Source organism: Bacillus sp. 2CMS4F (assembly GCF_023161785.1).
Taxonomy (GTDB): domain Bacteria; phylum Bacillota; class Bacilli; order Bacillales; family Bacillaceae; genus Bacillus; species Bacillus halotolerans.
Genome location: NZ_JALNTO010000019.1, coordinates 43,089 through 63,794 on the forward strand (window position 1 = coordinate 43,089; position 20,706 = coordinate 63,794).

The following is a 20,706-nucleotide window of genomic DNA, read 5'->3' on the forward strand; positions in this document are numbered from 1 at the left end:
AAGGCTTCGGTACCTTATATAAGTGTTTTATTTTCTTACTGAATGGTATTCCGCCGTATATTTTTGATAGGAGTTGCTAACATGACGGAAGAAAGAAAAGAAACGTTTGAAGAAGAAGTTAACCAGAATGAAGGAATAGATGAAGAGCCGCTTTCGCGGATGTCCAGAAAGGCCAGCCGCCAAAGCAAGCAGAAGCAGAAACAAAAGCAGAAACAACATAAGGAACGCGTAGAATCGTCTGCGAAAGAAAAGTTAGCCTCTGTTTGGGCAGCCATTAACAGATATTGCGGCTTTGCTTTTTCAATATTGAAATCTCCGGCGAAAACGGTTGTGGCAGATGGTTTCTCTCATTATAAATATGGTCTTATTTCAATGCTCATATTCAGTATCGTTTTTTCAATCGGAAACTGGTTTCAGTTAAAGGCGAGCTGGAACAGGCCGCTTGGTTTTGGAGAGCGCCATCACGCGTTTTATGACGGATTTTTTGTTGTTCTTGTGTATATGCTCGTCTTTTTTGCTGTTATGGTCTTCTCGATATGGGCCGTGTCTCGGTATATGATGAAGCAAAAGGTATCGTTCAAGGAAGCTGCAGCTGGTTTTGGCTCATTGCTTGTTCCGGTGATCGCCGTTTCAATCATTTGGATGATATTTGCGATCGTGAATGTACCGATGCTGACTGTCCTTTTCACAGTGTTAATCCTGTTTTCGATCTTCTTTATGATGGCGTTGTATGTACAGCGTCTGTATCAGGCGGCAAGCGAGGCACCGATTGACTATATCTATTGTGTGTTTGCTGTTTTAGCCGTTGCGCTGCTGTTTGCGGCAGTGACTTGGCCGTTTATTTCTGAATATTTTACGGCATCGCTTATCCCGCTTTAATGTAAAAAAACCGGCTGAAAAGGCCGGTTTTTTTGATGTCACAGTTTTTACAAATATATCTAAAAAACACAGTTGAATTGTAGGATTAATCCGTGTATGATGAGGAAAATGCGGTGGAGGATGATGGACATGGCCCATTTACTTCGTCAGGCGATTTATCAAAAGAAGGAATTTTTAAAAACCAAATTAATGCTCTCAGAATTTTATCGCGGAAGAGGGGAACAGCTCGCTGATTATACGCTGAGTGAACTTGAGAAAGAATATGATTCCCTTCGGAAAATGAAAAAAGAGATGTGACAATAGATAAAGAAAAATGAGTCTGCTGAAAAGCGGGCTTTTTTGTTTGGATTTTGAAAAGGACAGAAAGAGGGTAAACTATTGCTGAGTGATGAAGAGAGTGTGTCGAAAAATTTTGCCTGCGATGACGGCCATAGCTGATTGTAAAGGGTTCATTTCTCTAGTAGAATATGAATGCTTTACGTAAGTTGAATGAGTAAGGAGGTTTTATAAAATGATGCAAACCTTATTATCAAACGGATTAGCAATGGTTCTCATTATTCTGATTATCAATGTTGTTTATGTATCATTTTTTACGATAAGAATGATTTTAACACTGAAAGGCCAGCGGTATTTAGCGGCCGGAATCAGCACCATTGAAATTCTGGTTTATGTGACAGGGCTGAGCCTTGTGCTTGATAACTTAGACCAGATTCAAAACGTGATTGCGTACGCACTCGGCTATGGTTTGGGCGTTATTGTCGGCATGAAAATCGAAGAAAAACTGGCGCTTGGCTATATTATGGTCAATGTGATTACAAAAGAGCTTGACCTCGATCTTCCAAGGCAGCTTCGTGAAAAAGGCTACGGCGTAACGAATTGGGTGGCCGGCGGGCTTGAAGGCGACCGCACGGCCCTGCAGATTTTGACGCCGAGAAGATATGAGCTGCAGCTGTATGATACGATTAAAACGCTTGATTCGAAAGCTTTTATTATTGCGTATGAACCAAAAACGATCCACGGCGGCTTCTGGGTCAAAGCGGTGAAGAAGAGGAGAATTAAAGAATAATGGCAAAGCCGAAGAAGAAAAAGTTTGAAGTGACAGAACAGCAAACGATAGAAGCAGTGCTTCAGCAAATGAAAGAAGAAGGATATATGCCTGTACGTCGAATGGAAGAGCCGATTTTTAAGGAAAAGATGGAAAATGGGTCAATTCAGATCGTTCCGTGCGGAAAAAAAATCGTATTTGAAGGGAAATTGATCTAAAACACGAACATTAGAAGAATGAATTTTTGTATCGTTCGATAATATCGTTGACATTATCCAAGTCCGTTGTTAAGATAAACATGAAATCAAAACACGACCTCATATAATCTTGGGAATATGGCCCATAAGTTTCTACCCGGCAACCGTAAATTGCCGGACTATGCAGGAAAGTGATCGATAAAACTGACATGGATATATCGCAGAAGCGAACGACTGCCGATACATGCACCATGCCCGGTTTGTATTGCTTCCTCATAAGTCAATACAAAGCCGGGTATTTTTTATTTTCTGAAAACTAAAGCATTAGAAGGTGGGAACAGAATGCAGCCGCTAGTAGGAATCATCATGGGAAGCACTTCCGATTGGGAGACAATGAAAAACGCATGCGACATACTTGAAGAACTTGAAGTGCCGTACGAAAAGAAGGTGGTTTCCGCTCACCGGACGCCTGATTTCATGTTTGAGTACGCTGAAACAGCCAGAGAAAGAGGCATCAAGGTCATTATCGCGGGTGCGGGAGGAGCGGCGCACCTGCCGGGGATGACAGCTGCTAAAACGACGCTGCCGGTCATCGGCGTTCCGGTTCAATCCAAGGCGCTGAACGGACTCGATTCACTTCTTTCCATCGTGCAAATGCCTGGAGGCGTGCCAGTTGCCACAACAGCCATCGGAAAAGCGGGCGCTGTGAACGCAGGTCTGTTAGCGGCGCAAATTTTGTCAGCTTTTGACGAGGATCTGGCCAGAAAGTTAGATGAAAGAAGAGAAAATACAAAACAAACAGTGTTAGAAAGCAGTGATCAGCTTGTCTAATCAAATCATCTATCCGGGAGCCGTCATCGGCATTATCGGCGGCGGACAGCTTGGAAAAATGATGGCTGTCTCCGCAAAACAAATGGGGTATAAAGTCGCGGTCGTCGATCCGGTAAAAGACTCGCCGTGCGGGCAGGTCGCGGATATTGAAATCACCGCTTCATACAACGACCGCGAAGCGATTCGGAAATTGGCTGAGATCAGCGATATTATCACGTATGAGTTTGAAAACATCGATTATGATGCGCTGCATTGGCTGAAAGGTCATGCGTATCTCCCGCAAGGAAGTGAGCTGCTGCTCATTACCCAAAACCGTGAAACAGAGAAAAAAGCGATTCAATCCGCGGGCTGTGAAGTTGCACCTTACCGCATCGTCAAAACAAAGGGTGAGCTGAAAGAGGCGGTTCAGTCGCTGGGGCTTCCCGCAGTGCTGAAAACATGCCGCGGCGGATATGACGGCAAAGGCCAATTTGTCATCAAGGAAGCGTCACAAATAGAAGAGGCTTCGGCTCTTTTAGAGCACGGAACCTGCATTCTCGAAAGCTGGGTTTCTTTTAAAATGGAACTGTCCGTGATTGTTGTCAGATCGGTAAACGGAGAGATTTCGACGTTCCCGGCCGCAGAAAACATTCACCACAATAATATTCTGTTCCAAAGCATCGTGCCTGCACGGGTTGAAGAAAGGATTCAGGAAAAGGCTGCTGAGCTGGCCGTTAAGCTCGCAGATGAGCTGAACCTTGTCGGACCGCTTGCTGTTGAAATGTTCCTGACAGAGGGCGATGAGCTTTTGGTAAATGAACTGGCGCCAAGACCGCACAATTCAGGACATTACACGCTGGATCTTTGCGAAACAAGCCAGTTTGAACAGCATATCAGAGCGGTCTGCGGCCTTCCGCTTGGAAAAACGGAGCTGCTGAAGCCTGGCATGATGGTGAATCTTCTCGGCGATGAAGTGAAGATCCCAGAGGAAGAGCCAGAGCTTTTAAAAGAAGCAAAGCTTTATGTATACGGAAAACATGAAATCAAAAAAGGCCGCAAAATGGGGCATATTACTTTTATGAAGCAGCCTGAAGACGAATGGATTCAGGAGATTACAAATAAATGGAGAAATAGAGACGGAGGACAAGCAGAATGATCGAACGTTATTCAAGACCTGAAATGTCCGCGATTTGGACGGATGAAAACAGATTTCAAGCATGGTTAGAGGTTGAAATTCTTGCCTGTGAAGCGTGGGCGGAGCTTGGCGTTCTTCCAAAAGAAGACGTAAAGCTGATGCGCGAAAACGCGTCATTTGACATCAACCGCATATTAGAAATCGAACAGGACACGCGCCATGACGTAGTTGCTTTTACGCGCGCTGTATCCGAATCACTGGGCGAGGAAAGAAAATGGGTGCACTACGGCTTAACGTCAACTGACGTCGTAGATACCGCTCTTTCTTACTTATTAAAACAGGCAAATGACATTCTGCTCAAGGACCTTGAGAGATTTGTTGACATTATAAAAGAAAAAGCGAAAGAACATAAATACACAGTCATGATGGGCCGTACACACGGCGTACACGCAGAGCCTACAACATTTGGTTTAAAACTGGCGCTTTGGCACGAAGAAATGAAACGCAATCTGGAACGCTTTAAACAAGCGAAGGAAGGCATCGAGGTTGGTAAGATTTCCGGTGCTGTCGGCACATATGCGAACATTGATCCGTTTGTAGAGCAGTATGTTTGTGAGAAACTCGGCCTGAAAGCCGCACCGATTTCAACACAAACGCTTCAGCGCGACCGCCATGCTGATTATATGGCGACACTTGCTTTGATTGCGACAAGCATTGAGAAATTCGCGGTTGAAATTCGCGGACTGCAAAAGAGTGAAACACGCGAGGTCGAGGAATTTTTTGCGAAAGGGCAAAAAGGTTCATCAGCTATGCCGCATAAACGGAATCCGATCGGTTCTGAAAACATGACAGGTATAGCGCGTGTCATTCGCGGCTACATGATGACAGCTTACGAAAATGTTCCGTTATGGCATGAGCGCGATATTTCTCATTCTTCAGCGGAACGGATTATTCTTCCGGATGCGACAATCGCGCTGAATTACATGCTGAACCGCTTCTCCAACATCGTGAAGAACTTAACGGTCTTCCCGAAAAACATGAAGCGCAACATGGACCGCACATTGGGGCTGATCTACTCACAGCGCGTGCTGCTGGCATTGATTGACACGGGCCTGACTCGTGAAGAAGCTTATGACACAGTGCAGCCGAAAGCAATGGAGGCCTGGGAAAAGCAAGTACCGTTCCGTGAGCTTGTGGAAGCGGAAGAGAAAATCACTTCCCGCCTTTCTCCGGAAAAAATTGCTGACTGCTTTGATTACAACTACCATCTGAAAAATGTGGATCTGATCTTTGAACGTTTAGGTTTAGCATAGAAGAAGCTTTTAGGCGGCTTCTTCCGTGCCGCCTTAGTTTGAAAATTCCAAACATTCGGGTTAGGAGGCCTTCCGTGAATATTGCGAAGAATGAACTTTTATATGAAGGAAAAGCGAAAAAGATTTACAAAACCGATGACGAAAACACGCTGTATGTGGTGTATAAAGATTCTGCAACTGCCTTTAACGGAGAAAAAAAGGCGGAAATCAGCGGCAAAGGGCGCTTAAACAATGAGATCTCAAGCCTGATTTTCAAACACCTTCACGAAAAAGGGGTTAACAACCACTTTATCGAGCGCATTTCGGAAACAGAGCAGCTCATTAAAAAGGTAACGATTGTGCCGCTGGAAGTCGTTGTCAGAAATGTTGTGGCAGGAAGCATGTCCAAACGTCTCGGCATTCCAGAAGGCACGAAGCTTGAACAGCCGATTATCGAGTTTTACTACAAGGATGACGCGCTGGGTGATCCGCTCATCACAGAAGATCATATTTGGCTCTTAAAAGCGGCGACTCCTGAACAGGTAGAAACCATTAAGTCCATTACAAAAACAGTAAATGAAGAGCTTCAAAGCATTTTTGACGATTGTCACGTCAGATTAATAGATTTCAAGCTTGAATTCGGTTTAGATGCAGACGGGAAAGTGCTTTTGGCGGATGAAATTTCACCTGACACATGCCGCTTGTGGGATAAAGACACGAACGAAAAGCTGGACAAAGATCTATTCAGACGCAATCTGGGAAGCTTAACCGACGCATACGAAGAGATTTTCAAAAGACTGGGAGGCATTCATCATGTATAAAGTAAAAGTTTATGTCAGCTTAAAAGAAAGTGTATTGGATCCACAAGGGAGCGCTGTCCAGCATGCCTTGCACAGTATGTCTTACAAGGAAGTCGCAGACGTGCGCATCGGGAAATACATGGAGCTAACAATCGAAAAGTCTGACCGTGATCTTGACGTGCTAGTCAAAGAAATGTGCGAAAAACTTCTTGCGAATACAGTGATTGAAGATTACAGATACGAGGTTGAGGAGGTAGTCGCACAGTGAAATTTGCGGTGATTGTGTTACCTGGCTCTAACTGTGATATCGATATGTTTCACGCTGTAAAGGATGAACTCGGTCATGATGTGGAATACGTCTGGCACGAGGAAACAAGCCTTGACGGCTTTGACGGGGTGTTAATTCCGGGAGGTTTTTCTTACGGAGATTACTTGAGATGCGGCGCCATCGCCCGTTTTGCGAATATTATGCCAGCTGTAAAACAGGCAGCGGCTGAAGGAAAACCTGTCCTCGGCGTCTGCAACGGATTTCAGATTTTACAGGAGCTTGGCCTTTTGCCAGGTGTAATGAGACGCAACAAAGATTTGAAGTTCATTTGCCGTCCGGTTGAATTAATCGTCCAGAACGACGAAACATTATTCACCTCTTCCTATGAAAAGGGCCAAGCGATTAAGATTCCGGTTGCCCACGGTGAAGGGAATTTCTACTGTGATGACGAAACGCTTGCTTCATTAAAAGAAAACAATCAAATTGCTTTCACATACGGTTCAGATATTAACGGAAGTGTCAGCGATATTGCCGGTGTTGTAAATGAAAAAGGAAATGTATTAGGCATGATGCCTCATCCGGAGCGCGCGGTCGATGAACTGCTTGGAAGCGCCGACGGTCTTAAATTGTTTCAGTCTATCGTGAAAAATTGGAGGGAAACTCATGTCACTACTGCTTGAACCAAGTAAAGAACAAATTAAAGAAGAGAAAATCTATCAGCAAATGGGTGTCAGTGATGATGAGTTTGCATTGATTGAATCCATTCTTGGCAGATTGCCGAACTACACAGAAATCGGAATTTTTTCTGTCATGTGGTCAGAGCATTGCAGCTACAAGAACTCAAAGCCGATTTTGCGTAAATTCCCGACGAGCGGCGAACGCGTGCTGCAAGGTCCGGGGGAAGGTGCCGGAATCGTTGATATCGGTGACAACCAAGCGGTTGTGTTCAAAATTGAATCGCATAACCATCCATCAGCCATCGAACCGTACCAAGGCGCTGCGACTGGCGTAGGCGGCATAATCCGTGATGTCTTTTCAATGGGTGCGCGTCCTATCGCTGTATTAAACTCTCTTCGATTTGGTGAACTGACTTCACCGCGCGTGAAGTACTTGTTTGAAGAAGTAGTAGCGGGTATCGCCGGATACGGGAACTGCATCGGAATCCCGACAGTCGGCGGCGAAGTGCAATTTGACAGCAGCTATGAAGGAAATCCGCTTGTCAACGCAATGTGCGTCGGATTAATCAATCATGAAGACATCAAAAAAGGCCAGGCAAAGGGTGTCGGCAACACGGTCATGTACGTCGGCGCTAAAACAGGGCGTGATGGAATTCACGGCGCTACGTTTGCGTCTGAAGAAATGTCTGATGCTTCTGAAGAAAAGCGTTCCGCGGTTCAAGTCGGCGATCCGTTTATGGAGAAGCTTTTGCTTGAAGCATGTCTGGAAGTCATTCAATGTGACGCCCTAGTGGGCATTCAGGACATGGGAGCTGCCGGTCTGACCAGCTCAAGCGCGGAAATGGCAAGTAAAGCGGGTTCAGGCATTGAAATGAATCTTGACTTGATTCCGCAGCGTGAAACAGGCATGACTGCTTATGAAATGATGCTTTCTGAATCACAGGAACGGATGCTGCTTGTTATCGAGCGCGGACGTGAGCAGGAAATCATCGATATTTTTGACAAGTATGATCTTGAAGCGGTTTCTGTCGGACGTGTAACAGATGATAAACTGCTGCGCCTGACACATAAAGGTGAGGTTGTATGCGAGCTCCCTGTTGATGCCTTGGCAGAAGAGGCGCCGGTTTACCACAAGCCTTCTCAAGAGCCTGCTTACTACCGTGAATTTTTAGAGACGGATGTCCCGGCTCCTCAAATTGACGATGCGAATGAAACACTGAAGGCGCTCCTGCAGCAGCCGACGATCGCAAGCAAAGAGTGGGTTTACGACCAGTATGACTACATGGTGCGGACGAATACAGTTGTCGCTCCTGGGTCTGATGCGGGTGTTCTCAGAATCCGCGGAACGAAAAAGGCGCTGGCGATGACAACTGACTGTAACGCCCGTTATCTCTACCTTGATCCAGAGGTCGGCGGAAAAATCGCTGTCGCTGAAGCGGCGCGCAACATCGTTTGCTCAGGTGCAGAACCGCTTGCGGTTACAGATAACCTGAACTTTGGAAACCCGGAGAAACCGGAAATCTTCTGGCAGATTGAAAAAGCGGCTGACGGCATCAGTGAGGCGTGCAACGTTCTCAGCACACCTGTGATCGGCGGAAACGTATCGCTTTACAACGAATCAAACGGCACGGCGATCTACCCGACACCTGTGATCGGCATGGTCGGTTTAATTGAAGATACAGCACACATCACAACGCAGTATTTCAAACAAGCGGGCGACCTCGTGTACGTCATCGGCGAAACAAATCCTGAGTTTGCCGGAAGCGAGCTGCAAAAAATGACAGAAGGCCGCATTTACGGCAAAGCGCCGCAAATCGATCTGGATGTAGAACAGGCACGCCAAAAGGCACTGCTTGACGCGATTAAACAAGGCTTTGTTCAATCAGCGCACGATGTATCTGAAGGCGGCTTAGGTGTAGCGATTGCTGAAAGTGTCATGACGACGGAAAACCTTGGCGCTAACGTGACTGTTGAAGGGGAAGCAGCGTTATTATTCTCTGAATCTCAATCCCGCTTCGTCGTTTCTGTGAAAAAAGAACATCAAGCAGCGTTTGAAGCAGCTGTACAAGATGCGGTTCATATCGGTGAGGTAACAGCTGACGGACTTCTGGCGATTCAAAACCAAGACGGACAACAATTGATTCACGCGCAGACAAAAGAGCTTGAACGCGCGTGGAAAGGAGCTATCCCATGCTTGCTGAAATCAAAGGCTTAAATGAAGAATGCGGCGTTTTTGGGATTTGGGGGCATGAAGAAGCCCCGCAAATCACGTATTACGGCCTTCACAGCCTCCAGCACAGAGGACAGGAGGGCGCGGGCATTGTGGCGACTGACGGTGAAAAGCTGACGGCACATAAAGGCCAAGGGCTGATCACTGAAGTATTTCAAAACGGTGAGCTCAGCAAAGTAAAGGGGAAAGGCGCAATCGGGCACGTTCGGTACGCAACGGCTGGCGGCGGCGGATATGAAAATGTTCAGCCGCTCCTCTTCCGCTCTCAAAACAACGGCAGCCTGGCGCTTGCCCATAACGGAAACTTGGTGAATGCCACTCAGCTGAAGCAGCAGCTTGAAAATCAAGGGAGCATCTTCCAGACTTCTTCGGATACAGAGGTTTTGGCTCACCTGATCAAAAGAAGCGGCCACTTCACGCTGAAGGATCAGATTAAAAACTCGCTTTCTATGCTGAAAGGCGCCTACGCGTTCCTGATCATGACTGAAACAGAAATGATCGTCGCGCTTGACCCGAACGGGCTTAGACCGCTGTCAATCGGCATGATGGGAGACGCTTATGTCGTCGCTTCAGAAACATGCGCATTTGATGTCGTCGGTGCGACGTACCTTCGTGAGGTGGAGCCGGGAGAAATGCTGATTATCAATGATGATGGCATGAAATCAGAGCGCTTCTCCATGAATATCAACCGTTCCATTTGCAGCATGGAGTACATTTATTTCTCAAGACCTGACAGCAATATTGACGGCATTAACGTGCACAGTGCACGTAAAAGCCTTGGAAAAATGCTCGCTCAGGAATCAGCGGTTGAAGCTGATGTCGTGACAGGCGTTCCGGATTCCAGTATTTCAGCGGCGATCGGCTACGCGGAAGCAACAGGCATCCCGTACGAGCTTGGGTTAATCAAAAACCGTTATGTGGGCAGAACGTTTATTCAGCCGTCTCAGGCTCTTCGTGAGCAGGGCGTCAGAATGAAGCTTTCTGCGGTGCGCGGTGTTGTAGAAGGGAAACGCGTCGTTATGGTGGATGACTCCATCGTGCGCGGAACAACAAGCCGTCGGATCGTAACGATGCTCAGAGAAGCGGGTGCGACAGAAGTGCATGTGAAAATCAGTTCGCCGCCGATCGCTCATCCGTGCTTTTACGGCATTGATACGTCCACACATGAAGAGCTGATCGCGTCTTCCCACTCGGTTGAAGAAATCCGTCAGGAAATCGGAGCCGACACTCTCTCATTTTTGAGTGTCGAAGGGCTGCTGAAAGGAATCGGCAGAAAATACGAAGACTCGAATTGCGGGCAATGTCTTGCTTGCTTTACAGGGAAATATCCGACTGAAATTTATCAGGACACTGTGCTTCCTCATGTAAAAGAAGCGGTGTTAACCAAATAAAACTTGAAAATGACATAAAGGCAGCGCAGTTTGGCTGCCTTTCTCTTTCTGCCCTTGTTCGGAGAGATATTTTGAAAAGCGCCTTAAAGGAGTGAATAGGATGTCTGAAGCATATAAAAAAGCAGGAGTTGACATCGAAGCCGGATATGAAGCTGTAAAACGGATGAAAAAACATGTGGAGCGCACGAAAAGGCTTGGCGTTATGGGCAGCCTTGGCGGCTTTGGCGGCATGTTTGATCTGTCGGAGCTTTCTTATCAGAAACCTGTTTTAATTTCGGGAACAGACGGTGTCGGCACAAAATTAAAGCTGGCTTTTTCCATGGATAAACATGACACGATTGGTGTAGACGCTGTTGCAATGTGTGTCAATGACGTGCTTGCGCAAGGTGCGGAGCCGCTCTTTTTTCTCGACTATTTAGCGGTCGGCAAAGCGGACCCTGTGAAAATCGAGCAGATCGTACAAGGTGTTGCGGATGGCTGTGAGCAATCAGGTTCAGCCTTGGTCGGCGGAGAAACCGCTGAAATGCCTGGATTATATACAGCTGATGAATACGATATTGCAGGTTTCTCGGTTGGTGTGGCGGAAAAGGATGAAATCGTGACCGGCGAAAACATCAAGGAAGGCCACCTTTTAATCGGTCTGAGCTCCAGCGGCCTTCACAGCAACGGCTTTTCCCTTGTGAGAAAGGTGCTTCTGGACGATGCAGAGCTTGATCTCGACAAAACGTATGCGCCGTTTGAACGCCCGCTCGGCGAAGAACTGCTTGAGCCGACAAGAATTTACGTGAAGCCTGTGCTTGCGGCTGTGAAAAGCGGATTCATTGATGGAATGGCGCACGTAACAGGCGGCGGATTTATCGAAAATCTTCCGCGTATGCTTCCTGAAGGCTTAAGTGCGGAAATCGATCACGGCTCTTGGCCGATCCCGCCGATCTTCTCTTTCTTGCAGGAACATGGCAAGCTGAAAGAAGAAGACATGTTTAACGTCTTTAATATGGGCATCGGATTTGTTCTTGCAGTAAAAGAAGAACATCTCACCGAAGTCATCGGAACGCTTGAAAGCCACGGCGAAAAAGCCTATTTGATCGGGCGAGTGAAACATGGTGAAGGCGTTACATTCGGCGGTGCTGCACTTTCATGAAAAAGTTTGCGGTATTTGCATCCGGAAACGGCTCAAACTTTGAAGCCATCGTCACGCGTTTGAAAGAGGAGAACTGGGATGCAGCCGTTTCGCTCCTCGTTTGCGATAAGCCGCAGGCAAAAGTCATCGAGCGGGCGGAAAGATTCCAGATTCCATCCTTTGCATTTGAGCCGAAGTCTTATGAAAACAAGGCCGCATTTGAACGGGCCATTATTGAACAGCTTCATCTTCATGAAGCAGAATTGATCGTTCTTGCCGGCTATATGAGACTGATCGGTGATACGTTGCTTCAGGCATACGGAGGGAAAATCATCAACATCCATCCTTCCCTTCTTCCCGCTTTCCCTGGAATAGACGCAGTCGGACAGGCATACCGGGCGGGTGTGAAGGTTGCCGGGATTACGGTTCATTATGTCGATGAAGGAATGGATACAGGGCCGATCATCGCTCAAAAGGCAATTGAAATTACCGAAGATGATACATTAGAAACCATTGAACATCACATTCACAAGCTTGAGCACAAATGGTATCCGAGTGTGATTAAAGAGCTATTAGGATTAAATAACAGAGGTGAAAAGGCATGACCATTAAACGCGCACTAATCAGTGTTTCAGATAAAACAAATCTTGTTCCTTTCGTAAAAGAACTGACAGAGCTTGGCGTTGAAGTTATTTCAACCGGCGGCACAAAAAAGCTTCTTCAAGAAAACGGTGTTGATGTCATCGGAATTTCTGAAGTGACAGGTTTTCCGGAAATTATGGACGGGCGCTTAAAAACGCTTCATCCGAATATTCACGGCGGTCTTCTTGCAGTTCGCGGCAACGAAGAGCATATGGCGCAGATCAATGAACACGGGATTGCGCCAATTGACCTGGTTGTCGTCAACCTCTATCCATTTAAAGAAACGATTTCTAAAGAGAATGTGACGTACGAAGAGGCTATTGAAAACATTGATATCGGCGGACCTGGCATGCTGCGTGCGGCATCGAAAAACCATCAGGACGTGACGGTTATCGTTGACCCAGCGGATTACAGCCCTGTTCTGAATCAAATCAAAGAAGAAGGCGATGTTTCGCTTCAGAAAAAACGCGAGCTGGCGGCAAAAGTATTCCGCCACACTGCGGCATATGACGCGCTGATCGCTGACTATCTGACAAATGTTGTCGGTGAAAAAGAACCAGAGCAATTCACCGTTACGTTTGAGAAAAAACAATCGCTTCGCTATGGGGAAAATCCTCATCAAGAAGCCACATTCTACCAAAGCGCGCTTCCTGTCAAAGGATCTATTGCGCAAGCAGAACAGCTGCACGGCAAAGAGCTTTCTTACAACAACATTAAAGATGCGGACGCAGCTGTTCAAATTGTTCGTGAATTCACTGAGCCTGCTGCGGTCGCTGTGAAGCATATGAATCCGTGCGGGGTGGGAACTGGCGAAACGATCGCAGAAGCGTTTGACAGAGCGTTCGAAGCAGATAAAACATCGATCTTCGGCGGCATTATCGCGTTGAACCGTGAAGTGGACAAGGCAACAGCCGAAGCGCTTCATCATATTTTCTTAGAAATCATCATTGCGCCTTCATTCAGCCAAGAAGCGCTTGATATCCTGACAGCGAAGAAAAATCTCCGTCTGCTGACACTTGATGTGACAGCTGCCGTTCAAAAAGAAAAACAGCTGACATCTGTACAAGGCGGTTTGCTGATTCAAGATTTAGATATGCACGGCTTTGCTGATGCTGAGATCAGCATTCCGACAAAAAGAGAGCCGAACGAGCAAGAGTGGGAAGATTTGAAGCTTGCTTGGAAAGTCGTGAAACATGTGAAATCCAATGCGATTGTTCTCGCAAAAGATAACATGACAGTAGGTGTAGGAGCCGGACAAATGAACCGCGTCGGATCAGCGAAAATCGCAATCGAGCAGGCCGGAGAAAAAGCGAAAGGCAGCGCACTCGGATCAGATGCATATTTCCCAATGCCTGATACAGTCGAAGAAGCGGCAAAAGCGGGCGTTACAGCTATCATCCAGCCAGGCGGATCTATCCGTGACGAGGATTCCATTAAAAAAGCGGACGAGTACGGCATTGCCATGGTATTCACCGGCATCAGACACTTCAAACATTAAGGGGATGAAAACGACGTGAATGTATTAATTATCGGTAAAGGCGGAAGAGAGCATACGCTGGCATGGAAGGTGGCGCAAAGCAGCCTTGTTGATACGGTATTTGCCGCTCCGGGAAATGACGGCATCGCATCTTCTGCACAGCTTGTAAACATTGAGGAAAGCGACCACGCCGGGCTTGTCTCATTTGCAAAAGAAAATCAGGTCGGGCTGACCATTGTCGGACCTGAGGTTCCTTTAATTGAAGGCCTTGTTGACGAGTTCGAAAAAGCCGGTCTTCGTGTGTTCGGTCCGTCAAAAGCCGCTGCGATCATCGAAGGAAGCAAGCAGTTTGCAAAGGATTTAATGAAGAAATACGACATTCCGACCGCAGAATACGACACGTTTATATCCTTTGAAAAAGCCAAGGCTTATGTGCAGGAAAAAGGCGCTCCGATTGTCATTAAAGCGGACGGACTGGCGGCTGGAAAAGGCGTAACCGTTGCGATGACGGAGGAAGAAGCCATCGCGTGTCTGCATGATTTTCTTGAAGATGAAAAATTCGGTGATGCGAGCGCATCTGTCGTGATTGAAGAATTTCTTTCCGGCGAAGAGTTTTCCCTCATGGCATTTGTCAAAGGAGAAAAGGTATATCCGATGGTCATTGCCCAGGATCATAAACGCGCGTTTGATGGAGACAAAGGGCCGAATACAGGAGGAATGGGCGCTTACTCTCCTGTTCCGCAAATTTCGGAAGACACCGTGCGTCATGCTGTAGAAACGATCGTCAAGCCAGCCGCAAAAGCAATGGTTCAAGAAGGTCGCTCCTTCACAGGCGTTTTGTACGCGGGGCTGATGCTCACTGCGAATGGATCGAAGGTCATTGAATTTAATGCCCGCTTCGGCGACCCGGAAACGCAGGTTGTGCTGCCTCGTATGGATTCTGATCTGGTACAAGTGCTTCTTGATCTTTTAGATGATAAGGAAGTTGACTTGAGATGGAAGGATACGGCGGCAGTCAGTGTCGTGCTTGCTTCAGAAGGCTATCCTGAAAGCTATGTAAAAGGCACGCCGATTGGCAGCCTGACAGCAAATGCTGATCAAGTTGTCGTCTTCCATGCCGGAACGAAAGCAGAAGGTGAAGAGTTCGTCACAAACGGCGGCCGTGTCGCCAATGTGACCGCTTTTGATGAAACGTTTGAAGCGGCACGAGACAGAGTGTACAAAGCCGTTGATGAGATCATCAAACCCGGCCTGTTTTTCAGAAAAGATATCGGAGCCCGAGCTCTGAAGGCTGCCCAAAAATAAAGTGAAGAAAAACCCGCAGATTGTGCTGCGGGTTTTTAGTTATACAAAAGCATGCCGGAAAGCGGAAGAAGAAAGCACAACAAGCGTGGTCGGTTTTCCGTGGGCCATTGAAGCGTCTATAAAATCTTCTAGACTATGCACAGATTCCGTCACCACTTTTGTCACATAGCTGTACATACCTGTAATCCGGTGGTTCTCTGCCACATCGGGGTGAGCTGCGGCAAAGGCGGCATAGTGTTTGCAGCTTTTCGGCTCCATCAGGATAAAAGCAGTGACATGTTTGTTTAGCTTTTCATAACAGATATCAGCGCTGTACCCGGTAATGACCCCTTTGTCCTCAAGCTTTCTGACACGTTCCGCCGCACTCGGAGAGCTGAGTCCGACAAGCTTTCCTAATTCAACCATCGTTAATCTGGCATTTTGCTGCAAATGCGAAAGAATCTGTAGGTCTGTATCGTCCATTGGTATTGCTCCTTTATATGTTTAAGTGAATTGGTGAGAATTCCTTTTATTATGAGGAAATGTTGTTGATTTAGCTTAATTGTAGCATATGGGTGCCGTTTGTTTTTTTCTATAATAAAGCCATCAACATGAAAGGAGGCAATCATTTTGCCGGAATTGCAGCGTTCGATTACTTGGGTTCAAGGAGCGGCATTAACGATCGGGGCCGTATTAGGCTGCGGGATCTTAATCCTTCCGTCTGTCACGGCTGATGCCGCCGGTCCCGCTTCTGTATTGGTTTGGGGATTTATGTCTTTCTTATCATTTCTGCTCGTCGGCACACTGGCGCGCCTTGTCAGAATGGCGCCAAGCGCGGGAGGGATCACGGCTTATGTACAGCTAGCTTTTCGGCCAAAAGCCGGAGCCATGTTGGGCTGGATCATGCTGGGATCGGTTCCGATCGGTGTGCCAGTGATCGCTTTGACTGGCGCACATTATGTCAGCTACGTCACACAGGCTTCGGATTGGCAGATTGCTTTCATTGCAGCAAGTATGCTGGCGATCTCCATTTGGCTTCATATCAGGGGCATTCAATTATCAGCAAACATCAGCATACTCGTCATCTGTGTCATTCTGCTGCTGCTTGTCATTTCTGTTGCTGTTTCACTGCCACACGTAAAAGCAGCTGAATTTAAGCCTTTTCTGCCGCATGGCTGGTTTGCCGCGGGTTCTGTTTCTGTCATCATCTTTTTTTCTTTTGTAGGCTGGGAAATGATTACCCCGTTAGCTGAAGAGTTTACACATCCGGAAAAGGATGTTCCAATCAGTTTATTCTTAGCGGCAGCTTGTGTGGCGGTGCTGTATATCATGCTGTCGTTTGTCACTGTGGGCACTCATGCATACGGAGAAAAAGGAGAAATCGCATCTCTGACGATGCTCATATCAAAAGGAGCGGGGGATATTGGGGTATATGTAACGACTTGTTTAGCTCTTTTTATTACATTCGCCACCATTCATGCCAACATTGCGGGGTTTTCAAGAATGGTCTATGCGTTGGCGAGAGAAGGTCATATTCCCGGGTATTTCGGGAAGCTCAGTCATACAAAACATACACCTGTCCGTGTATTAACAGCGCTGGCTTTCGTGTTTGGTTTCGTTCTTATGGCAAACGGCATATTTCAAATTGATCTGACAACGCTCCTGAAAGGACCAAGCTCAGCATTCATCGCATCTTACATATGCACAATGGCGGCAGCGCTGAAGCTGCTGAACTGGAAGGATTCAGGCTGGTGGATGGCTTTGGGGGCGCTTCTTCTTTGTACAGTGATCTACTTATTTAGCGGCTGGGCTCTCTTGTATCCGGCTGCGTTTGCGGCTGTTGGTTTTTTCTATATGAAGACAAAGGAATATAATGAGAAAAAGCTTGATCACGTTTTATGATCAAGCTTTTTTGCTTACGATTCTTGATGATCCTGTCCATGGTTTTCAACAGTGCTGTTTTGAAACATATAGGTCACAGGGCAGAAACGCAGTATGCCTGAACCTGCCTTCATGGCGCCCATAAAGATGCAGAACAGATGCATTCTGCACCAAGGTTTTTTCGTATACTTGGCGCTGGCAGCTGACATAATTGTCAGTCCGCAGGCGATACGGAAGACGGCATTGATGAGACTGATGTTTGGTTTCATGAAATCTGCTCCTTTTACTTAAAAAAGTTTTTTAATCAAACCTTCAAAAATTTGTAACGTTTTTATCGTGCGTGATGGAGAAGGATGTGATAACATGAGTCTAATACATGTAAAGGAGAGTATGTGAATGTCCGAACGCACCTTTAACTGGAAAAACAAAGACATCAGGGCACAGGTTGATGTTGTAGACTCTAAGCTGCTTCCAACGCTCCTTTTACGGAATGCTCTCGTCTTAAATCCATATGTAAAACAATGGCTGAAAAAAAACATTTGGATTTATCAGGACCGTATTGTTTATGTTGGTCATGAACTTCCGGATAGAACCGAAGAAATTCATACGATTGATTGTGAAGGAAAATACATTGTGCCTGGCTATATCGAACCGCACGCACATCCTTTTCAAATATATAATCCCCAAACGCTGGCGGAATATGTGTCTCAGTACGGTACAACGACATTCGTAAATGATAACTTATTTTTGCTATTGCAAAGCGGAAAAAAGAAAGCGCTTACTATTTTGAATGAACTCAAAAAGCTTCCGGTTCAGTATTTTTGGTGGTCACGGTATGACCTGCAGACCGAGGTGCTGAACGAGGATCACGTTCTTCCATTTGACGTCAGAAAGCAGTGGATTGAACATCCGGATGTCATTCAAGGCGGAGAAATGACAGGCTGGCCGCGTCTTGTAGATGGCGATGATTTAATGCTTCACTGTATGCAGGCCACAAAAAAACAGCGGAAACGCATAGAAGGACATTTTCCCGGCGCTTCAGATAAAACGCTTACAAAAATGAAGCTGTTCGGAGCGGATTGTGATCATGAAGCCATGACAGGTGATGAAGTGATGAGAAGGCTGGAACTGGGCTATTATGTATCACTTCGCAATTCGTCCATTCGCCCTGATTTAAGAAACATATTGCAGGAGCTTCATGAAAAGGGCTTCCGCTACTACGACCACTTTTTTTACACAACAGACGGCGCTACGCCTAATTTCTATAAAGGCGGCATGACAAACGAGCTCATCCGAATTGCCCTGGAAGAAGGGGTCCCGGCAATCGATGCGTACAATATGGCATCCTTTAACATCGCAAAGTATTACCAAATGGATGATTATTTAGGCGTTGTCGGGCCGGGAAGACTTGCGTCACTGAATATCCTTGAGGACCCGTTGCAGCCGAATCCGGTAACCGTTCTGTCAAAAGGCAAAATTCTGCGTGAAGACGGCCGCGATATGAATGCGTTTCCACATACGAACTGGAACAAAGGCGGTCTTGTCCCGCTTGAGCTTTCATATGATATGACGATGGATGATTTGCAGTTTTCCATGCCGATGGGCGTAAAAATGCGGAATGCGGTGATTATGGAGCCGTATATGATTGAGATCGACAACTCGGTCGAACAGCTTTCATTTGACCATGATGAAAGTTATTTAACGATGCTAGACAGACATGGGAAATGGCGCGTTAATACGATGATAAAAGGATTTGCGTCAAGTGTGCAGGGGTTTGTGAGCTCCTTTACGACGACGGGTGACATTGTCGCGATCGGAAAAAACAAAGCGGATATGCTGCTTGCTTTCTCCCGCATGAAAGAAATCGGCGGGGGAATTGTGCTTGCGGAAAACGGAAAAATCCTTCACGAAATTCCGCTTTCACTGTGCGGATGCGCTTCTTCGGAATCGTATGACATCGTGCTGGAAAAGGAACAGAAGCTGAGAGATCTTTTGACTGAAAGAGGCTATGAGTATTGTGATCCGGTTTATACGCTGCTCTTTTTGCAAAGCACGCACCTCCCGTATATACGCATTACGCCAAGAGGAATCTTCGACGTGATGAAAAAAACTGTACTCTTTCCATCGATAATGCGTTAAAATATAAAAGAGCGGGGAGCCGACATATGAAAAAATGGATGACAGTTTGCGTACTGTGTTTCGCGTTTTTCCTGCTAGTATCCTGCCAGCAGAAGGACGCTGTCCCTGATCACACAAAGAAGCTGAAAGCTCCTTTGACGGGACTGGAGACTGAGCAGAAGGTGACTGAACGCAGGCCTGTTGCTGTCATGGTGAACAATCACCCGAAGGCGAGGCCGCAATCAGGACTGTCTAAAGCCGACATTGTCATAGAAGCGCTTGCCGAAGGTCAAATTACAAGGTTTCTGGCCATTTTTCAAAGCAAGATGCCTGAAACTGTCGGACCTGTGCGGAGTGCGCGGGAATATTTCGTCACTCTCAGCAACGGTTTTGACAGCATATTTGTCCATCACGGCTGGAGTCCCGGCGCCAAGGAGCAGCTGGAATCCGGAGCTGCCGATTATATTAACGGATTGGATTTTGACGGAAGCTTATTTTGGAGAGCTGATTTCAGCGAACCGCCCCACAATTCCTTCACGTCTTATCAGTACATAAAAAAGGCGGCGGAACAAAAGGGATATGAGCTCAAGCAGAAAACAGATCCAATGCTGTTTCAAACATCAGATGCAAAACCTGTAAATGAATCTTATAATATTCGGGTAGATTATGGAACAAAAAACGTTACAAATCTTGTCGAATACAACTATGATAAAAAAACTGAAGCTTATACGAGAAGCTCTGATGGTGTCATGACGACAGACCGGGAGACCGGAAAGCCGGTTGCAATGCAAAATATTTTCATTGTTGAAGCCAGCCATCATATTATTGACCAAGATGGAAGGCGTGACATCGACATAGAATCAGGGGGTAAAGGTCTGCTGTTTCAGCACGGAAACGTCATTGAAGCAGACTGGAAAAATGTAAACGGAAGAATTGTGCCGGTGAAAGACGGCAAATGGCTGCCGTTTGTGCCAGGAAAGACATGGATAAATATCGTGCCTGATCTCGATGCGGCTTCCATTAGTAAAGGAGAAGGTGTGTAACGATGCAAATCGATAAATTACGCGGCAAAGAACTGGACCAGTTATTTAACTCGATCTTATCGCTGAAAGACCTGGAGGAATGTTATCGGTTCTTCGATGATCTTTGCACAATTAACGAAATTCAATCGCTGGCTCAGCGCCTTGAAGTGGCACGTATGCTCCGCGAAGGAAACACGTATCATAAAATTGAAACAGAAACAGGCGCTTCTACAGCGACCATTTCCCGAGTGAAACGATGCTTAAATTATGGAAATGACGCATATGAAATGGCGCTTGACCGTGTAAAGGAGAATGAAACAGAGTCTTCTTCCAAATAAAAATAAAAAACCGCCCTGCCGTCTGGGACTGACCCCCGTTTTTGAGACAGGGATCAAAACACCTTTTATACAGCCAATTGCCGATAGCTTATCGGTGATT

General features: G+C 46.5%; 22 protein-coding genes and 1 riboswitch. Of the genes, 20 read left to right on the plus strand and 2 right to left on the minus strand.

Going from position 1 to position 20,706, the window contains the following annotated elements; translation table 11 throughout:
- Window positions 1-81 precede the first annotated feature (81 nt).
- The 16 genes from MTN95_RS19745 (at window position 82) to purD (ending at window position 15,268) form a co-directional block, all read left to right on the plus strand.
- Window positions 82-879 carry a hypothetical protein gene (locus tag MTN95_RS19745; protein ID WP_248339782.1) on the plus strand — a complete coding sequence of 266 codons (798 nt, stop codon included), beginning with the start codon at window positions 82-84 and terminating at the stop codon, window positions 877-879.
- A gap of 129 nt (window positions 880-1,008) precedes the next feature.
- Window positions 1,009-1,176: a Fur-regulated basic protein FbpA gene (locus MTN95_RS19750; RefSeq protein ID WP_202853375.1), complete on the plus strand. Its 168-nt coding sequence runs from the start codon at window positions 1,009-1,011 to the stop codon at window positions 1,174-1,176.
- A 214-nt stretch (window positions 1,177-1,390) separates the two neighbouring features.
- Window positions 1,391-1,945 (plus strand): DUF2179 domain-containing protein, encoded by a 555-nt coding sequence (locus MTN95_RS19755; RefSeq protein ID WP_024120437.1) that lies wholly within the window; start codon window positions 1,391-1,393, stop codon window positions 1,943-1,945.
- On the plus strand, window positions 1,945-2,142 hold the full coding sequence (locus MTN95_RS19760; protein WP_044152785.1) for an NETI motif-containing protein: 198 nt from the start codon (window positions 1,945-1,947) through the stop codon (window positions 2,140-2,142). The genes MTN95_RS19755 and MTN95_RS19760 overlap by 1 nt, the downstream gene beginning before the upstream one ends.
- A gap of 79 nt (window positions 2,143-2,221) precedes the next feature.
- Window positions 2,222-2,323, plus strand: a riboswitch (purine riboswitch).
- Between the two features lie 140 nt (window positions 2,324-2,463).
- Window positions 2,464-2,952, plus strand: a complete 489-nt coding sequence (purE, locus tag MTN95_RS19765) for a 5-(carboxyamino)imidazole ribonucleotide mutase (RefSeq protein WP_024120439.1) — start codon at window positions 2,464-2,466, stop codon at window positions 2,950-2,952.
- Window positions 2,945-4,087, plus strand: coding sequence for a 5-(carboxyamino)imidazole ribonucleotide synthase (gene purK, locus MTN95_RS19770; RefSeq protein ID WP_105954732.1), 1,143 nt, complete (start codon window positions 2,945-2,947; stop codon window positions 4,085-4,087). Before purE ends, purK begins: the two co-directional genes overlap by 8 nt.
- Complete coding sequence (gene purB / locus MTN95_RS19775) at window positions 4,084-5,379, plus strand: adenylosuccinate lyase (protein ID WP_248339784.1); 1,296 nt, start codon at window positions 4,084-4,086, stop codon at window positions 5,377-5,379. Before purK ends, purB begins: the two co-directional genes overlap by 4 nt.
- A 74-nt stretch (window positions 5,380-5,453) precedes the next feature.
- Window positions 5,454-6,179, plus strand: coding sequence for a phosphoribosylaminoimidazolesuccinocarboxamide synthase (purC, locus tag MTN95_RS19780; RefSeq protein WP_105991273.1), 726 nt, complete (start codon window positions 5,454-5,456; stop codon window positions 6,177-6,179).
- Window positions 6,172-6,426, plus strand: coding sequence for a phosphoribosylformylglycinamidine synthase subunit PurS (gene purS, locus MTN95_RS19785; RefSeq protein WP_010333246.1), 255 nt, complete (start codon window positions 6,172-6,174; stop codon window positions 6,424-6,426). The genes purC and purS overlap by 8 nt, the downstream gene beginning before the upstream one ends.
- Window positions 6,423-7,106 (plus strand): phosphoribosylformylglycinamidine synthase subunit PurQ, encoded by a 684-nt coding sequence (gene purQ / locus MTN95_RS19790; protein WP_248339787.1) that lies wholly within the window; start codon window positions 6,423-6,425, stop codon window positions 7,104-7,106. The genes purS and purQ overlap by 4 nt, the downstream gene beginning before the upstream one ends.
- Window positions 7,090-9,318 carry a phosphoribosylformylglycinamidine synthase subunit PurL gene (purL, locus tag MTN95_RS19795; RefSeq protein WP_248339788.1) on the plus strand — a complete coding sequence of 743 codons (2,229 nt, stop codon included), beginning with the start codon at window positions 7,090-7,092 and terminating at the stop codon, window positions 9,316-9,318. The genes purQ and purL overlap by 17 nt, the downstream gene beginning before the upstream one ends.
- Window positions 9,294-10,724, plus strand: coding sequence for an amidophosphoribosyltransferase (purF, locus tag MTN95_RS19800; protein ID WP_024120445.1), 1,431 nt, complete (start codon window positions 9,294-9,296; stop codon window positions 10,722-10,724). The genes purL and purF overlap by 25 nt, the downstream gene beginning before the upstream one ends.
- 100 nt (window positions 10,725-10,824) lie before the next feature.
- Window positions 10,825-11,865 (plus strand): phosphoribosylformylglycinamidine cyclo-ligase, encoded by a 1,041-nt coding sequence (purM, locus tag MTN95_RS19805; RefSeq protein WP_248339789.1) that lies wholly within the window; start codon window positions 10,825-10,827, stop codon window positions 11,863-11,865.
- On the plus strand, window positions 11,862-12,449 hold the full coding sequence (purN, locus tag MTN95_RS19810; RefSeq protein WP_059293371.1) for a phosphoribosylglycinamide formyltransferase: 588 nt from the start codon (window positions 11,862-11,864) through the stop codon (window positions 12,447-12,449). Before purM ends, purN begins: the two co-directional genes overlap by 4 nt.
- Window positions 12,446-13,984 carry a bifunctional phosphoribosylaminoimidazolecarboxamide formyltransferase/IMP cyclohydrolase gene (gene purH, locus MTN95_RS19815; protein WP_227599321.1) on the plus strand — a complete coding sequence of 513 codons (1,539 nt, stop codon included), beginning with the start codon at window positions 12,446-12,448 and terminating at the stop codon, window positions 13,982-13,984. The genes purN and purH overlap by 4 nt, the downstream gene beginning before the upstream one ends.
- Window positions 13,985-13,999: 15 nt before the next feature.
- Window positions 14,000-15,268 carry a phosphoribosylamine--glycine ligase gene (gene purD / locus MTN95_RS19820; RefSeq protein ID WP_248339792.1) on the plus strand — a complete coding sequence of 423 codons (1,269 nt, stop codon included), beginning with the start codon at window positions 14,000-14,002 and terminating at the stop codon, window positions 15,266-15,268.
- 39 nt (window positions 15,269-15,307) lie between these two features.
- Here purD and MTN95_RS19825 read toward each other — a convergent pair whose 3' ends face one another.
- On the minus strand, window positions 15,308-15,730 hold the full coding sequence (locus MTN95_RS19825) for an Lrp/AsnC family transcriptional regulator (RefSeq protein WP_024120450.1): 423 nt from the start codon (window positions 15,728-15,730) through the stop codon (window positions 15,308-15,310).
- A 144-nt stretch (window positions 15,731-15,874) separates the two neighbouring features.
- On the opposite strand from MTN95_RS19825, the gene MTN95_RS19830 reads away from it, so the two are divergent.
- On the plus strand, window positions 15,875-17,149 hold the full coding sequence (locus tag MTN95_RS19830) for an APC family permease (RefSeq protein WP_248339795.1): 1,275 nt from the start codon (window positions 15,875-15,877) through the stop codon (window positions 17,147-17,149).
- A gap of 14 nt (window positions 17,150-17,163) precedes the next feature.
- On the opposite strand, the gene MTN95_RS19835 is transcribed toward MTN95_RS19830, so the two are convergent.
- The gene (locus MTN95_RS19835; protein WP_202853382.1) at window positions 17,164-17,397 is read right to left on the minus strand and encodes a YgaP family membrane protein; all 234 of its coding nucleotides are present in this window, start codon (window positions 17,395-17,397) and stop codon (window positions 17,164-17,166) included.
- A 127-nt stretch (window positions 17,398-17,524) separates the two neighbouring features.
- On the opposite strand from MTN95_RS19835, the gene MTN95_RS19840 reads away from it, so the two are divergent.
- Genes MTN95_RS19840 through MTN95_RS19850 form a run of 3 tightly spaced genes read left to right on the plus strand, consistent with a single transcriptional unit; the run spans window position 17,525 to window position 20,606 of the window.
- On the plus strand, window positions 17,525-19,267 hold the full coding sequence (locus MTN95_RS19840; protein WP_024120453.1) for an adenine deaminase: 1,743 nt from the start codon (window positions 17,525-17,527) through the stop codon (window positions 19,265-19,267).
- 26 nt (window positions 19,268-19,293) lie between these two features.
- On the plus strand, window positions 19,294-20,289 hold the full coding sequence (locus MTN95_RS19845; RefSeq protein ID WP_248339793.1) for a DUF3048 domain-containing protein: 996 nt from the start codon (window positions 19,294-19,296) through the stop codon (window positions 20,287-20,289).
- 2 nt (window positions 20,290-20,291) lie between these two features.
- Entirely contained in the window at window positions 20,292-20,606 is a 315-nt protein-coding gene (locus tag MTN95_RS19850; protein WP_014479070.1) for a YerC/YecD family TrpR-related protein, read from the plus strand.
- The last annotated feature ends 100 nt before the right edge of the window (window positions 20,607-20,706 follow it).